We start from the raw sequence: 15,564 nt of genomic DNA, 5'->3' as shown, positions 1-15,564 counted from the left end.
CGCCGCCAGCAGTTGGGAACCTATTTGCCCGCGCAAAGCTCCGCGGTGGTCTTGTTGGGGAGGTAGTCCTTGCCGAAGCCGAGCGGCTCGACCAGCGCGATGTGCTCCGGCGAACCGAGGAACGTCTTCAGCTCGGCGTTGAACGCCTCCTGCAGATCGGTATCTTCCTTGCGGAAGCCGAAGCCGCCATGGCCTTTCACCGACTTGCCGGCAACCTCGCCGAACGGCTTGGTCGATTCGACGCCGTCGGCCTTCTTGGCCATGTCGGCGATCGAAAGAGCGGTTAGTGCGGCAGCGTCGGCACGGCCCGACTGGACGGCGGCGACCAGACTGGACTGGTCGGGCAAGGCAACGATCTGCCCGGCGGCGACACCTGCGTCCTTGGCATAGCCGCCCTCGACGGCGCCGGCCATCACGGCGAGCTTGAGATCCGGGTTTTCCTTGAAGCTGGAAAAGTCCTTCACGCCCTTCGGATTGCCTTTTGCCACCAGCATGGCCTGACCGATGCCGTAGGACGGCTCGGAGAAATTGATCTCGGCGCAGCGCTTCGGATTGATGAACATGCCGGCGGCGATGATGTCGAAGCGGCCGGCCTTGAGACCTGGGATAAGCGAGCCGAATTCGGTCAGCACGCCGTCAACCTGCGCGATACCCATCTTGGCGAGCACCGCCTTGGCAACTTCCGGCGCTTCGCCGGTCAGCTTGCCGTCAGGCGTGGCGTAACCGAACGGTGCCTCGTTGGCAAAGCCGACGCGGATGTAGCCGTCCTTCTTGGCCCGTTCGAGGGTGGTTTCCGCATAAGCGGGCAGCGCCGTGAGTGATGTCGCGGCAAGCGCCAGGCAGGCGGCGGCTTTCACGACCATCCGGCGCGATATCGATGATTTGAACATGCTTTTCTCCCATTGAACAACTGACTGACGATTCCCAGGGCGCGGCCTTCTTCGAGGTCAACACCTGCTTGTCAAGACGTATACAACTGCCCTAGACATTGTGCAAGCAAAGATATAAAAACCGACGGAAACCAGGTAATAATTCGTAGTCAGACCACAAGTTATTGCCCAGTTGTGCACAATTTAAGAAAAAACCAGCATACCGGTAGGTGGGATTTTCGGTGGCGAGCGCGAGCGGTTTCGGGACTTTCACGCAAGCGGAGCATGCGCAGCGCCTGGCCGGCGTGAAGTCACGCATGGAGAAGGCCGGCTTCGACCTCATCATCTGTCAGGATCCAGCCAATATGTGCTGGCTGACCGGCTATGACGGATGGTCGTTCTATGTTCCGCAATGCGTGCTGGTCCATCTAAGGGAAGACCGCCCGATCTGGTTCGGCAGGGCGCAGGACGCCAGGAGCGCACGCCTGACCACCGGCCTGCCGGAGAAGAACATCGTGCCGTTCTCGGAACGGCTGGTGCAACAGCCCGTCGAACACCCCTATGACGAACTCGCCCAGCTGATCCGGTCGCGTGGCTGGGGGACCGCCCGCATCGGCGTCGAGATGGACGCGCATTATTACACCGCGCGCTGCCATGCCCATCTCGTCGGCGGGCTGCCTGACGCGCACTTCGCCAACAACCACGATCTCGTCAACTGGGCGCGTTTGGTCAAATCCGAAGCCGAGCTGGTGCTGATCCGCGAGGCCGGTGCGATCTGCACGCACGCCATGAAACGCGCCATCGAAAAAATGCGACCCGGCGTGCCGCAGAACCATGTCATTGCGGAAATCTATCACGCACAGATCATGGGTGTGCCTGGAGCGGGCGGCGACTATGCCGCGATCTGTCCGCTGATGCCCGTCGGCGAGGGCACCAGCACGCCGCATCTGACCTGGTCCGACGCGCCGCTGCCGGACGGCGGCCTCGCCATTCTGGAGATCGCCGGGGTGCGGCGGCGCTATCATGCGGCGCTGACGCGGACCGTGCATTTCGGCAAGCCGCCGCAAGCCCTCGTCGACATGGCCAAGGCGATCGTCGAGGGCGTCGATGCCGGCCTTGAGAAGGCGCGCCCCGGCTACACCGCCGAAGAGGTGGAAGCCGCCTGGCAGGCAGTGTTGAGGAAGAACGGGCTGAAGAAGGAGAGCCGCGTCGGCTATCCGGTCGGGCTCGCCTACCCGCCCGATTGGGGCGAACGCACCGCAAGCCTTCGTCCCGGCGACACCACCGAGATGCAGTCCGGGATGTGCTTCCATTTCATGGCCGGCGGTTGGCTCGACGATTTCGGCATCGCCATCTCGGAATCCTTCGTCGTCACGGATCACGGCGGCGAACGCCTCTGCGACGTGGCGCGCAAACTCATCGTCATCGACTGACCATGACGGACGGGAAGCCGGTCACTGACGAATATCATGCCGGCACGAAACCGGTAACCAGCACGAGGACGCCTGATGGACCGTAATCCGTTTTCCGAAGCCGAAATCGCCGGCCGCCTTGTCAGGGTCCGCACGGCGCTGGCTGAGCGCGAGTTGGACGCGGCGGTATTTGCTTCGCCGGAGAACGTCCTTTACCTCACCGGGCTCGATCACTGGGGATATTTTGCCCCACACCTGCTGATCGTGCCGCTCGAAGGGAAACCTGTTCTGGTCACCCGCTCGATGGAAAAGGTGACGATCGAGAAACAGGTGACGGCAGCGGAATTCCGCGGCCATTCCGACAGCGAAACGGCGGCCGACCTCGCCGCGCGGGTGCTTGCGGAGCTCAGCCTGTCCGGCAAGCGGATCGGCCTCGAATACTGGACGGCCGGCCTCAGCCATGGGCTTGCCGTCGCACTCCAGACGCAGGCCAATGCCAGATGGAGCGATGTTTCCGGCCTGATCGACAGGATGCGGCGGGTGAAGAGCGCCGAGGAACAGGCACTGATGCGACAGGCGGCACAAGTGACCGACGCCGCCGCCGGCGCCGCAATCGCCGCGATCTCTGACGGCGCCTCCGAACAGGAGGTCGCGGCCCAGTGCGTTGCGGCGATGATCCGCGCCGGCGGTCATGCCCCGGGCTTCGGACCTTTCATCCGCCCGGCCGCGCGCCTGGGCGAGGAGCACACGACCTGGGGCGACGGCATCTACCGCAAGGGCGAGCCGGTCTTCGTCGAACTGTCCGGCTGCATTTCGCGCTATCACGCGCCGCTCGGCCGGCTCGTTCGCATCGGCTACATCAGCGACGAAGACGCCGCGATGGCGGAAGTGACCGCCAAGGCGTTCGATGCCGTCGTTGAAGCACTGCGGCCCGGGGCCAAGGCGCGCAACGTCTACGCCGCCTGGCAGGCCGTCGCCGACGAGGCCGGTCTTTCCCACTATCGCCGCCATCACTGCGGCTACCTCGTCGGCGCCGGCCAGCCGCCATCATGGACCGGCGGCAATTCGGTGACCGGCTTGAGGCATGATTCCGACCTCGAGATCGAGACGGGAATGAGCTTCCACATCCTGTCGTGGCTGATGGGCACCGGCCGCGGCGACGACTTCGTCTCAAACACCGTACTTCTGACCGATGCGGGCGCCGAAGTGCTTACCCGCACGCCGGCCGGCCCGATCGTTCGATAGGCCCGCACGCATGGCGCGCTACTCGGCATTTTCGATTTTCCGCAACGCGCTGTCTGGCCAGAAGAACTGGCAGCGCGCCTGGCGGGCAGCGGAGCCAAAATCGGCCTACGACGTGCTCGTCATCGGCGGCGGTGGACACGGCCTCGCCACTGCCTTCTACCTCGCCGAGAACCACGGCATCCGCAATGTCGCGGTGCTCGAAAAAACCTATATCGGCGGCGGCAATGTCGGCCGCAACACCACCGTCATCCGCTCCAACTACCTGCTCGACGGCAACACCCAGTTCTACGAATTCTCGATGAAACTCTGGGAGGGCATGTCGCGGGCGCTGAATTTCAACGTCATGTTCTCGCAGCGCGGCCAGCTCGTCACCGCGCATTCGGCCGATCAGCTCGACGACTTCAGCCACCGCGCCAACATCATGCGGCTGAACGGCATCGATGCCGATATCCTCGACCGCGACGAGGTGCGCCGGTTGGTGCCCTATCTCGATTTTTCCGACTCGGCCCGCTTTCCGATCCATGGCGCCATCTTCCAGGGTCGGGCGGGCACGGCGCGCCACGACGCCGTCGCCTGGGGCTATGCGCGCGCTGCCGACGGCCATGGCGTCGACATTATCCAGAACTGCGAGGTGACAGGCTTCCTCCGCGACGGCGACACGATCGTCGGCGTCGAAACGACGAAAGGCCGGATCGGCGCCGGCAAGGTCGGCCTCGCTGTTGCCGGTCATACATCCGTGCTCGGCGCCAAGGCCGGCCTTGAACTGCCGATCGAAAGCCACGTCCTGCAGGCGTTCGTCACCGAGCCGCTGAAGCCGTTGGTAGACCACGTCGTCGCCTATGGCGCCGATCATTTCTACGTCAGCCAGTCGGACAAGGGCGGGCTGGTCTTCGGCGGCAATCTCGACGGCTACAATTCCTACGCCCAGCGCGGCAATCTCGGCGTCGTGCGCGAAGTGGCGGAGGCGGCGATTGCGCTGATGCCATGCATTTCGCGCGTCCGTCTGCTGCGCCATTGGGGCGGCGTCATGGACATGACGCCCGATGCCAGCCCGATCATCTGCCCGACACCGATCGAGGGCCTCTTTCTCAACGGCGGCTGGTGCTATGGCGGCTTCAAGGCGACGCCGGCTTCCGGCTGGTGCTTCGCCCACACGATCGCCACCGGCAAGCCGCATCCCTTGATCGCAGCCTACGGGCTCGATCGTTTCCGCACCGGCCACACGCTCGATGAGGCTGGCGCCGGGCCCTCAGCCTGGCTGCAATAGGAGGCGCAAGACAATGCTGCGCATCGAATGCCCATGCTGCGGTCTGCGCGACCATGACGAGTTCCGCTACGGCGGCGATGCCTCGGTCACGCGTCCGGCCCACGACGATCCCGATCCGCAAGCCTGGTACCGTTACGTCTATGTCAGGACAAATCCGGCGGGCCTGCACCGCGAGTTCTGGCAGCACGTGACCGGTTGCCGCCAATGGCTGGTGGTCGAGCGCGACACGCGCAACCACGCCATTGCATCCGTCGATCTCGCCAGGAAATTATCGGCGAGGAAATTGCCGGCCAGGAAATCACCAGCATGAGTTCAAACCACAAGCGGTTGTCGATGGGTGGCCGCATCGACCGCGAGCAGCCGGTCGAGTTTACCTTCGACGGCCGGAGCCTGATCGGATATCGCGGCGACACGCTTGCCTCCGCGCTGCTCGCCAACGGCGTCACCCTGGTCGGGCGCAGCTTCAAATATCATCGTCCGCGCGGCATTTTTTCCGCCGGGCCCGAGGAGCCGAATGCGCTGGTCACGCTCGCAACCGCAGGCAGGCGCCTGCCGAACCTGCCGGCGACGACACTGGAGCTTGCAGACGGCGTAGTCTCGGAAAGCCAGAACCGTTGGCCTTCGCTTGCCTTTGACGTGCAAAGCGTCAACGGCCTGTTGGCGCCGTTCCTTTCGGCCGGCTTCTACTACAAGACCTTCATGGGCCCGACGCGCCGCGCCTGGATGTTCTACGAGCACTTCATCCGAAGGGCGGCCGGGTTTGGCAGAGCCGGCACCGACCCTGATCCCGACCGCTACGACATCAGTCACGCCTTTGCCGATGTCGCAATCATCGGCGGCGGCCCGGCAGGATTGTCGGCGGCGCGTGCTGCCGCAGCAGCCGGCGCGCGGGTCGCGCTGATCGAACAGGATTTCCTGCTCGGCGGCCAGCTTCTGGCGGAGCCGCACGACAGCGCAGCGGCCGCATGGCTGAGGCAGGCCGAGGCCGAGCTGGAGAGCTCCGAACCCGTCACCCTGATGAAGCGGACGACCGCTTTCGGCATCTATGACGGCAATGTCATCGGACTGGTCGGGCAACGCGACCCAAGCAATCCGCAGCCGTCCGGCCAAGTGCTGCAGACGTTCACCATGCTTCGCGCCCGCTCGATCGTTTTCGCCACCGGCGCCATCGAGCGACCAATGGTGTTCTCCAACAACGACCGGCCCGGCGTCATGCTTGCCTCGGCTGCCCGGACCTACCTCAACCGTTTTGCAGTCCTGCCAGGCAAGAAAATCATCGTCGCCACCAGCAATGACGGTGGCTGGCGCGCCGCCTTCGACCTTGCCGATGCCGGCGCAGAGGTGACGGTTGCCGATGTTCGCGCAACGCCGTCCACAGCGCTTGCCGCAGAAGCCGGACGGCTCGGCGTGGTGGTGCGGGCCGCAACGCGCATCGTCGACCTGCATGGCGGCCATGCCGTCAGGCGTGCAACGCTCAGCGGACCGGACGGCCAGTCCGAGGCCGCCTGCGACCTGGTCTGCGTGTCCGGCGGCTGGTCGCCAACCGTGCATCTCACCTCGCACCTGGGCGTCAAACCTCAATATCGCGACGACATTGGCGGCTTCGTGCCGGGGGCGTTTCCGCAGGACCGGTTCGGCGCCGGCTCGTTGATGGGAATTTATTCGACCGCCGATGCCATCGAGGACGGTCATCGCGCCGGCACCGAGGCGGCATGGTTCTGCGGCAAGTCGACGCTGGCGCCCGCCCCGTCGAAACTCGATCTCGGCGAGACCGCCGCGGCCCCGCTTCACGAGGTGCTGCCCGCTGGACGTGGAAAAGCCTTCGTCGATTTCCAGATGGACGTGACGACCGGGGATATCGAGCTCGCCCATCGCGAGGGCTATGAATCGGTCGAGCACCTGAAGCGCTACACCACGCTCGGCATGGGCACCGACCAGGGCAAGACCAGCAATTTTGCGGCGCTTGCCGCGATGGCGGCGTTACGCAACGCAACGATCCCCGAGACCGGCGCCACGACCTTTCGACCGCCGTATACGCCGGTCGCCATCGGTGTGCTTGCCGGACGCGCCATCGGCCATCATTTCAAGCCGATCCGCCGCACGCCGATGCACGACTGGCACATGGCGAACGGCGCCGAGATGCTGGAGGTCGGGCTCTGGATGCGGCCCTATTTCTACAGGCAATCCGGACGTGACGTGAACGAAGCCTATGTCGCCGAAATGCGGAGTGTGCGCCAGGCAGCAGGCCTGATGGACATCTCCACCCTCGGCAAGATCGACGTCCAGGGCCCGGATGCGGCGATTTTCCTCGATCGCATCTACGCCAACGGCTTTGCCAAACTGCCAGTCGGCCGTGCCCGCTACGGCGTCATGCTGCGCGACGACGGCATCGTCTTCGACGACGGCACCACGACGCGGCTGGCCGAGAACCGGTTCTTCATGACCACCTCGACCGCCAAGGCCGCCGACGTGCTGTCGCGTCTTGAATTCCTGCTCGATACGGCCTGGCCGGATTTGCGTGTAGCCGTGACCTCGGTGAGCGATGAATGGGCGGCGATGTCGGTTGCCGGACCGAAAAGCCGTGCAATTCTGAGTGCCGCGTTTCCCGCTCTCGATGTTTCCGACGCGGCACTTGCGCATATGGGATTGCTCGAAAGCGAATGGCAGGGCCGTGCGCTCCGCATCCTGCGCCTCAGTTATTCCGGCGAGCGCGCCTACGAAATCTATGTCGGCGCAACTGCCGGTGAACAGCTTTGGAGCCGCCTGCTCGAAGCAGGCAGGCCGCTCGACCTGAAACCTTACGGCGTCGAGGCGCTCGGCGCGCTGCGCGTCGAAAAGGGCCATGTCGCCGGACCTGAAATCGATGGGCGCACGACGCTCGACGATCTCGGCCTCGGCCGCATGGCGAGCAAGCGCACCGGCTTCGTCGGCGACGTGCTGCGACGGCGCCCCGCCTTCCAGGCGCCCGACCGCCAGCGCCTGGTCGGACTGGAATGCATCGAGGAGGGAAAACGCCTTCGCGGTGGCGCCATCCTGTTTCTGCCGGGCGAGAAACCTTACGGCCACGGGCGCGGCCGCGTGACTTCCGTCACCTTCAGCCCCGAACGCGGTCACTATGTCGGGCTGGCCTTGCTTGCCGGCGATGTCGCTATGGAAGGAAGCGAGGTGATGGCCGTCTATCCGATGAAGGCCGAAACGGTGCGTGCCCGCATCGTCTCGCCGGTATTCCTCGATCCGCAGGAGGAGCGGCTGCATGGCTAGCGTTATGTCTTCGCAGGAGTTCAGCCTGTCTGTGGCCGATTGTCCGCTCATCCAGGTTGAGGGTTGGGACGGGACGCTGAGGCAATTCGAAAAGAGCGTCACGGCGTCGCTCGGTACGAAACTTCCCGCCTCGGTCGGAGAGACGGTTCGCCAAAAAGGTCTCCTCGTGATCCGCGTTGCACCTCGCCGTCTCTGGCTGGCTCTCGACGACGGCGCGCAAGTACCTTCGCTTGCCGTCGACCCGGATCTCGGCTGTTCAGTCTCTCTCGGCGAGGGTCGCGTGCGCTTCACAATGGCTGGGGCTGACATCGTGCGGGTTCTCTCCAAATTCATCACTGTCGACTGGCGCGCGCCGGCGGCCGCCCCGGGCCGCGCCGTGCTGACATCCTTGCACCATGTGCCCGTGCTTTCCCTGCGCACCGGCGATACCGCGTGCGAACTCATCGTGCCGCGAAGTTTTTCGCGAAGCCTCTCGGATTGGATTGCTGACGCCGCGGGGTAGGGAAAGGACCGGCGCGAACGCTCCCTCAGGAGCCACTCCACGGTCTCGCTCCTTGGATGATCTCTTGAGCACGTGCGGCAAAGCGACCGGCGAGAGGCGACTTGCTGGCGGCATCGGCCGACGCCGCGCTGCCTGCCCGCGCCCGGTCGGCGATGCCAACGAAGATCACCGCGAAACGGAACAGCGAAAAAACCAGGTGGAAGCGTTGCAAGGGCGCAGTGGGTACGGCATGCGCGAAATAATGGTCGAGGAATTCGCGCTGGCTCGGAATGCCGAGTGCAGCATGATCAAGGCCGAGGATGCCGCCATATTCGTCCGGGGTCGAATGCCAGGTCATCGAGCAAAAGCCGAGATCGGCGAGCGGATGGCCGATCGTCGACAGCTCCCAATCGAGAATGCCGATCACCTCCGGCTTGCCGGGATGGAACAGCAGATTTCCGAGGCGGAAGTCGCCATGGGCGATCGACACGCGCCCATCGTCGGCTGGCAGATGCTGCGGCAGCCAGTCGGCGACCGCTTCGAGTGCCGGAATTCTGTCGCTTGGCGATTGCCTGAGCTGCCTGGTCCAGCGGCCAATCTGGCGCTCGAAATAGTTGCCGGGCCGGCCGTAGTCGCCGAGGCCGACCGCGTCGGGACGGACAGCATGCAGTTTGGCCATCGCTTCGGCCATGCCGAAATAGATGCCGCGTCGCTCCGCGGGGACAAGGCCAGGCAGCGAACAGTCGTGGAAGACGCGACCATCCAGCCGCTCCATCAGGTAGAAGGGCGTGCCGAGCGGCTCGGCACCGTCGTGATAGAGCACCGGCTCGGGTACCGGGACATCGGTCGGCGCGAGCGCTTCAAGCACGCGGAACTCGCGGTCGACGGCATGCGCCCCGCGCAGGATCGGCCCGGCCGGCTTCTTGCGCAGCACCATGCGATGCGCACCATAGTCGACGAAGTAGGTGGGGTTGGACTGTCCGCCGCCGATCCGCTCGAGCGTCATTGCGGCATCGCCGAAGCGGTTCGCGAGAAAGCCCTTCAATGCCGCAGGATCGAAGTCCGCATTCAGCGGCTGCGCCATCTTTCCTCCTGAGACGCCACCGCGTCTGTTATGACTCGCCTTCGACAGTCCAGCGCCAGAAGCCCCTCTCTTCCTCGTTGAGGAAACGGTTCAGCACCATCTTGTGGACCTCATCGGCACCGTCGACCAGCCGCGCCTGGCGCGCATAACGGTAGATCCATTCGAGCACCGTGTCCTTGGAATAGCCCCGCGCGCCATTGATCTGGATCGCCACATCGGCCGCGTCATGCAGCACATTGGCGACCTGGACCTTGGCCATCGACACGTCCTTGCGGGCAAAGCCGCCGCGGTCCAGCTCCCACGCAGCCTTCATCACCAGCAGGCGGCCGATCTCGATGCGCATGGCAAGGTCGCCGAGCTTCAGCTGGACGCTTTCGCGGTCGGCGAGGCGCTGGCCGAAACCATGGCGCACGGCAGCGTAGGCGCGCGCGATCTCGACGCAGCGCTTGGACAATCCGAGCCAGCGCATGCAGTGGGTAAGTCGCGCCGGGCCGAGCCGCACCTGCGTCACCTTCATGCCCCTGCCCTCGCCGGCCAGCATGTCTTCGACAGGGATTTCGAGCCCATCGAACTCCAGCTCGCAATGCCCGCCATGCTCATCCGGACCCATGATCTCGATGCGGCGCATGATGCGCCAGCCCGGCTGGTCCTTGTGGAACATCAGGGCCGACAGACCATGGCGCGGGTCGTCCGAGGTTCGCGCGATCAGAATGAAATGGCTGGCCTGCTGCGCGCCGGTGATGAACCATTTGCGGCCGGTCACCACATATTTGTCGCCGTGCCGATCGGCACGCGTCATAATCATCGAAGGGTCCGAGCCGCCGCCGGGGTGCGGTTCGGTCATGGCAAAGGCCGAGCGCACCTGGCCCTCGACGATCGGCTTCAGCCATTTTTCCTTCTGCGCTGGCGTGCCGAGCGCCTCCAGAACCATCATGTTGCCATCGTCGGGCGCTGCCGAATTGAACACCACGGGTCCGAAGATCGACCGGTTCATCTCCTCATAGCAGACCGCCATGTCCATCTTGCCGAGACCGGCGCCGCCGGATTCGGGCTTGAGCTGCAGGCACCACAGCCCCGCCAGCCGCGCCTTGGCGCGAAGCGTCTCGAGCAGCGGCAAGGCGATATTTCCATGCGCGTCATAGGACATCTTGTCGGCCTCGAGCGGCAGGATCTCACGCTCGACGAACTCGGCAATGCGGACGCGGTAATCTTCGGTACGGGCGGGAATGTCGAAATTCATGGACAAACTCCCAGCGATGAAACGAGGTGGTCACCATCGATGGACGAGAAACTGTCGATCCAGTAGAGGCGCTCCTGTTCGACGCCCCACAATGGTCCCTCGCCCAGCGTGGTCTTCACGTCCACCACGACTTCGATCTTCATGCCATCCTCCTCTGTTTGGCGTGCGGGCGACAGGCGAGATCAGAACGCGACCTTGTCGCCGCCCTTCAGTGACAGGATCTCGCGCGCCTCGTCGGGCGTTGCCACCTCCATGCCAAGCCCCTCGATGATCTTGCGGGCAAGCACCACCTGCTCGGTGTTCGATTTCGCAAGCTTGCCCTTGCCGGCCCAAAGACTGTCTTCGAGCCCGACGCGGATGTTGCCGCCAAGCGCTGCCGATTGCGCGGCGATGCGAAGCTGGCTGGCGCCGGCGCCGAGCACCGACCAGCGGAACTGGTCGCCGAACAGCCGGTCGGCGGTGCGCTTCATATGGGCGACATCTTCGGGATGCGTGCCGATGCCGCCAAGCAGACCGAACACCGACTGCACGAAGAACGGCGGCTTGACCAGCCCGCGATCGGCGAAGTGCGAGAGATTGTAGAGATGGGCGATGTCGTAGCACTCGAACTCGAAGCGCGTGCCGTTGTCGTAGCAGGTCGCAAGGATGTATTCGATGTCCTTAAACGAGTTGCGGAAGACCAGGTCACGCGTGGCTTCCAGATGCGGCTTTTCCCAGTCGAACTTGAAAGTCTCGTATTTGTCGACGAGGTGATAGAGCCCGAAATTGATCGAGCCCATGTTGAGCGAGGCGACCTCTGGCTTGAACTCGGCGGCCGGGCGCACGCGTTCCTCGACCTTCATGTAGGGACTGCCGCCGGTGGTGATGTTGATGGCGGCATTGGTGGCCTGCTTGATGCGCGGCAGGAAGCGGGCGAAGGCCGCCGGCGTCTGGTCGGGCTTGCCGGTCTCGGGATCGCGGGCATGCAGGTGCAGGATCGCCGCACCTGCCTCCGCTGCCGCGATCGCCTCGGCGGCGATCTGGTCCGGCGTGATCGGCAGATAGGGCGACATGGTCGGCGTGTGGATCGCCCCGGTCACCGCGCAGGTGATGATAACTTTGCCTTTGGGCAGCTGGGCGCCGGGCTTGCGGCTTGTTTCTGTCATCTTCCAAACTCCTGATCCGATTTTTTCTTGTGCGCCGCCAGCGCCATCAGCCGGCGGTCGCGCCACACCTGCCGTTCACCGAGTTCTTGCCGCGGCAGCCGCTTGCGGCGGTCGGCCTCTACCGTTTCGATGACCTCGCCGGCCCAGTCGACGCGGCGCTGCATCTGCGGAAAAATGTTGGAATAGATCGACTGATAGCGCTCGACATAGTCGCGTACACCGCCCGGCGCATTGAGGTCGATCGTCTCGAACGGACCCATGAACGACCAGCGTAGCGCCAGCCCGTCGCGAATGCCGATATCGACATCCTCGACGCTGGCATAGCCGTCGGCGACAAGTCGAAAAGCCTCCTCCAGCAGCGCGCCCTGCAGGCGGTTCATGATGAAACCGTCGAGCTCGTGCTTCATCACCAATGGCGCGTGGCCTGCGGCGACGAGGAAGGCGCGGGTCGTTTCGACCGTCTCGGGGGCCGTCCATGGCGCCGGCACGACTTCCGCAGCCGGGATGAGATAGGGCGGATTGATCGGATGCACGACCAGGCAGCGGTGCCGGCCTTGCAGATGGTCGGTGAATTTCGACGGCAGCAACGCCGAGGTGGAACTGGCGATCACCGCTTGCGGAGCGGCCATTGCATCGATCTGCGAGAACACCTCGCGCTTCACCTCGAGGTTTTCGGGCGTGTTCTCCTGGATATGGACTGCATCGGCAAGCGCCTCGCCCAGTTCTGCCACGACGGCGATGCGACCAAGCACGGCGTCGATTGCCTGTCCGCGCAGCAGATCATTCGCGGCGAGGTCGCCGAGCACGCCGGCGATATAATCATGCGCGCCGGCCGTCGCGGCCGGCGACTGGTCCCACATCCGCACATCGTGGCCGGCGCGGGCAAAACTGATCGCCCAGGCCCGTCCGATGAACCCGCTGCCGACAATTGCTACCTTCATCATGGTCCGTTCCTCAAAGCGTTTCGACATTGCCGTCGACGCCGAGCGACTGGCCGGAAATGTTGATCCCCGCATCAGACAACAGGAAGGCGACCATCGCGGCGACGTCATAAGGGCTGGTCATGCGGCGCAGCGAGATGTTGTGGAGATAGCGCTGCGTCATCTCGTCGTTCGACACACCGAGCTGTCTGGCCCGGTCGGCGATGACCTTGTCGATGCGTGGTCCCTCGATGATGCCGGGCAGGATGGCGTTGACCCTTATGCCGTGCGGCCCGAGTTCCTTGGCAAGGCTTTGCGTGAAGCCGATGACACCGAACTTGGCGGCCGAATAGGGGGTGCGGAAAGCGTAGCCATGGCGGCCGGCGGCGGACGACATCGAGACGATCGAGCCGCCCGCCGCCTTGATCAGCGGCACGGCACGCCGGGCGCAGAGGAACTGGCCGGTCAGGCAGACGTCGATGCAGCGCCGCCAGTCTGCCGGATCGATTTCGTCGACGCCGCCGGTCGGCCCGGCGATGCCGGCATTGTTGATCAGCGCGTCGAGCCCGCCGAGCTTTTCCTTCACCGTCTCGAACAGCCGGTCGACGTCGTCGTCGCGCGAGACATCGGCCTTGACCGCGGCGACGAGGGCGATCTTGTCCGGAGCAGCAGCCAGCGCCTCGTCGGAAACGTCGCAGACGACGATGCGCGCGCCGAGCCGCGACAGCGTGTCGGCAATGGCCAAGCCGATGCCGCCGGCGCCCGCCGTCACCAGCACGCGCTGCCCCGTCAGCCCGGTCAGAAAATCGTCCGGGGATGACGGTGCCGCTTTACTCATCGTCCGATCCTTTCTCATTGCAGCCGCCGTTCGCGCAGCGCCATGACGGCGCTCAGAACGACCAAACCGTACAGTATTGCCCTTGTCGCATAGGGCAGCTGAAATAGTGACGAAAGCAATGCCCTCGGGTGGCTTGGCGAGCAAAGGCTGCTCGGGCACGCCAGACTTTCGAATTTCCCGTAAGCCGCCCTGGGTTGCATTGATCCCACGACGAAGCCATAGCGCGCGCTTGCTCGCGTGGCGCCTAAGGGCGTCCTGGGGGTTGCTCCTGCGGAAATTTGTTTTCGTCTATGATTGCCACGGCCCGTTCGATGCTGTCTCTCACCTCGAAACCGATCCAGTGTCCGTCCATCAGATGCGTTTGCCTCGCACAGGCGAGGAAATAGCTCCCGGCCTGCTGCGCAACAAAGTTGAGTTGTCTCCTGTCATTGATTTTAATTCCCTCTGGCGGATCGGTGTACACCCCCCAGATCGCATCCTCGGCCGTCAACTTCACTGGCATCTCTGACGGAGCGTAGACCCTGGTCAGCATCAGGCTGTGCCGGAAAGACGAGGAGCCATTGATGAACTCGATCTCTACCGACCATCCTGCTGGCACGACGATGGTGAGATTGCCGCCCCAGTAACCATTGAAGTCGATAATGTCGGTCCGGATGTTGTCCCTGCGGTACCGCTCGACCTGGTTCCAATCGGCAACAATCTCTATCGCCACTGTCTTGGCTGCCGGATCGTTCTTGATCCAGCTCGGGACGAAGGGCTTCCCGGCCAGCGCAATTCCAGGCAATGCCAAGGCGACGGCGAGAAGGGCAAGGTGAGCAAAGCGCGCCATCGCAATCAGACTCCTCCGAGCGGGGCGGCTGAGCGCAAGCGACCGCCAATCGAGGTCGACCTGGCTTGTTCCCTAAGGAAGAGAATACGCTCGAAATAGGATCCACACCAGCAAACCCAGAGTGCGCTATCGTCAGCAGCCAGAAACAACGCCATTGCTGCTATATCATCGGGTTGGATGCGCGCTGTCGCGAAGCGTCTGTTGCGCAATTCGCCAGGCCTGCTCCACATGTCGCCGGGCCGCGGCTTCGGCGGCATCGCCATTGCGCGACTTGATCGCTTTCATGATATCGGTCATTTCGGCAATTGCGGCATCGCGACGATTCTCCGAAGCGATGGTCATGGATCGCAATTGGTTGATGCGGACGTTCAGGCCCTGGACGATCTCCCAGGCGATGCGCTTGTCGGCGGCGTCGAAAAGCATCTCGTAGAATTTTGTCGTCGCGCGCATCACTTCGATCGGATCGGCTGAGGCCCACGCCTCGAGCAGCACATCGAAGGCGCGCTCGAGCGCGGCGATCTGGTCCTCAGTCGCCGTCAGCGCGCAGGCGCGCGCTGCGATGCCCTCCATCAGAGCGCGCAGTTCATAAATCTCGTCGGTGCGGCTGAGATCCGGCCTGGCCACGGCGGGTCCGTGGCCAGGTATCATCTGGACAAGGCCCTCAGTCTCCAACTGCCGCAGAACCTCGCGCACCACCGATCGACTGACGCCTAGCTGGTCGCAAAGCGGCCGCTCGACCAACCGTTCGCCGGGCTGGAAGTGAAACCCCATGATCGCGTCGCGCATGCGCTCCAGCGCCAGCGTTCTGAGCGTCTTGGCGGATCGTTCGATCCTCAGTGTGTCGTCGGCCAATTCATCTACTCCTGGCACCCGCAAGAAACAGATTCGACGATCCGTTGACAAGGGCTTTGGTCTTCAATAGTATGGTATACCATAAGACAACGAGGCAAAAGTGGAACTTTTCCGAATGCCT

At 64.0% G+C, this 15,564-nt stretch carries 15 protein-coding genes; 6 read left to right on the top strand and 9 right to left on the bottom strand.

Annotation, left to right across the window (positions count from 1 at the left end; all coding sequences use genetic code 11):
* Window positions 1–20: 20 nt before the first annotated feature.
* A complete protein-coding gene (gene ehuB / locus AC0L16_RS14675; RefSeq protein WP_352951645.1) occupies window positions 21–890 on the bottom strand; it encodes an ectoine/hydroxyectoine ABC transporter substrate-binding protein EhuB in 870 nt (289 codons plus the stop codon).
* A 221-nt stretch (window positions 891–1,111) separates the two neighbouring features.
* Here ehuB and AC0L16_RS14670 point away from each other — a divergent pair, with 221 nt between their 5' ends.
* The 6 genes from AC0L16_RS14670 (at window position 1,112) to AC0L16_RS14645 (ending at window position 8,556) form a co-directional block, all read left to right on the top strand.
* On the top strand, window positions 1,112–2,302 hold the full coding sequence (locus AC0L16_RS14670) for a M24 family metallopeptidase (protein ID WP_473621559.1): 1,191 nt from the start codon (window positions 1,112–1,114) through the stop codon (window positions 2,300–2,302).
* Window positions 2,303–2,377: 75 nt separating this feature from the next.
* Window positions 2,378–3,526 carry a M24 family metallopeptidase gene (locus AC0L16_RS14665; protein WP_473621558.1) on the top strand — a complete coding sequence of 383 codons (1,149 nt, stop codon included), beginning with the start codon at window positions 2,378–2,380 and terminating at the stop codon, window positions 3,524–3,526.
* A gap of 10 nt (window positions 3,527–3,536) precedes the next feature.
* Window positions 3,537–4,793 carry a sarcosine oxidase subunit beta family protein gene (locus tag AC0L16_RS14660; RefSeq protein WP_473621557.1) on the top strand — a complete coding sequence of 419 codons (1,257 nt, stop codon included), beginning with the start codon at window positions 3,537–3,539 and terminating at the stop codon, window positions 4,791–4,793.
* Between the two features lie 13 nt (window positions 4,794–4,806).
* Entirely contained in the window at window positions 4,807–5,103 is a 297-nt protein-coding gene (locus AC0L16_RS14655; RefSeq protein ID WP_473621555.1) for a sarcosine oxidase subunit delta, read from the top strand.
* Window positions 5,100–8,054, top strand: a complete 2,955-nt coding sequence (locus AC0L16_RS14650; RefSeq protein WP_473621554.1) for a sarcosine oxidase subunit alpha family protein — start codon at window positions 5,100–5,102, stop codon at window positions 8,052–8,054. Before AC0L16_RS14655 ends, AC0L16_RS14650 begins: the two co-directional genes overlap by 4 nt.
* Complete coding sequence (locus AC0L16_RS14645; protein ID WP_473621552.1) at window positions 8,047–8,556, top strand: sarcosine oxidase subunit gamma; 510 nt, start codon at window positions 8,047–8,049, stop codon at window positions 8,554–8,556. Before AC0L16_RS14650 ends, AC0L16_RS14645 begins: the two co-directional genes overlap by 8 nt.
* Before the next feature lie 25 nt (window positions 8,557–8,581).
* Here AC0L16_RS14645 and AC0L16_RS14640 read toward each other — a convergent pair whose 3' ends face one another.
* From AC0L16_RS14640 to AC0L16_RS14605, 8 genes are all read right to left on the bottom strand, one after another.
* Window positions 8,582–9,619, bottom strand: a complete 1,038-nt coding sequence (locus tag AC0L16_RS14640) for a phosphotransferase family protein (protein ID WP_473621550.1) — start codon at window positions 9,617–9,619, stop codon at window positions 8,582–8,584.
* Between the two features lie 28 nt (window positions 9,620–9,647).
* A complete protein-coding gene (locus AC0L16_RS14635) occupies window positions 9,648–10,859 on the bottom strand; it encodes an acyl-CoA dehydrogenase family protein (protein WP_473621548.1) in 1,212 nt (403 codons plus the stop codon).
* Window positions 10,856–11,002, bottom strand: a complete 147-nt coding sequence (locus tag AC0L16_RS14630) for a hypothetical protein (RefSeq protein WP_473621546.1) — start codon at window positions 11,000–11,002, stop codon at window positions 10,856–10,858. Before AC0L16_RS14630 ends, AC0L16_RS14635 begins: the two co-directional genes overlap by 4 nt.
* 39 nt (window positions 11,003–11,041) lie before the next feature.
* Window positions 11,042–12,004 (bottom strand): 3,5-dioxohexanoate:acetyl-CoA acetone transferase, encoded by a 963-nt coding sequence (gene kce / locus AC0L16_RS14625; RefSeq protein ID WP_473621545.1) that lies wholly within the window; start codon window positions 12,002–12,004, stop codon window positions 11,042–11,044.
* Entirely contained in the window at window positions 12,001–12,948 is a 948-nt protein-coding gene (locus tag AC0L16_RS14620; RefSeq protein WP_473621544.1) for a 3-hydroxyacyl-CoA dehydrogenase, read from the bottom strand. The genes kce and AC0L16_RS14620 overlap by 4 nt, the downstream gene beginning before the upstream one ends.
* Before the next feature lie 10 nt (window positions 12,949–12,958).
* A complete protein-coding gene (locus AC0L16_RS14615) occupies window positions 12,959–13,762 on the bottom strand; it encodes an SDR family oxidoreductase (protein ID WP_473621543.1) in 804 nt (267 codons plus the stop codon).
* Between the two features lie 244 nt (window positions 13,763–14,006).
* The gene (locus AC0L16_RS14610; protein ID WP_473621541.1) at window positions 14,007–14,591 is read right to left on the bottom strand and encodes a sulfocyanin-like copper-binding protein; all 585 of its coding nucleotides are present in this window, start codon (window positions 14,589–14,591) and stop codon (window positions 14,007–14,009) included.
* A gap of 165 nt (window positions 14,592–14,756) precedes the next feature.
* Complete coding sequence (locus AC0L16_RS14605) at window positions 14,757–15,443, bottom strand: GntR family transcriptional regulator (protein ID WP_473621540.1); 687 nt, start codon at window positions 15,441–15,443, stop codon at window positions 14,757–14,759.
* Between the last annotated feature and the right edge of the window lie 121 nt (window positions 15,444–15,564).

This window comes from Mesorhizobium sp. WSM4848, from assembly GCF_055811375.1.
This window is presented reverse-complemented; position numbering and strand designations above follow the sequence as displayed.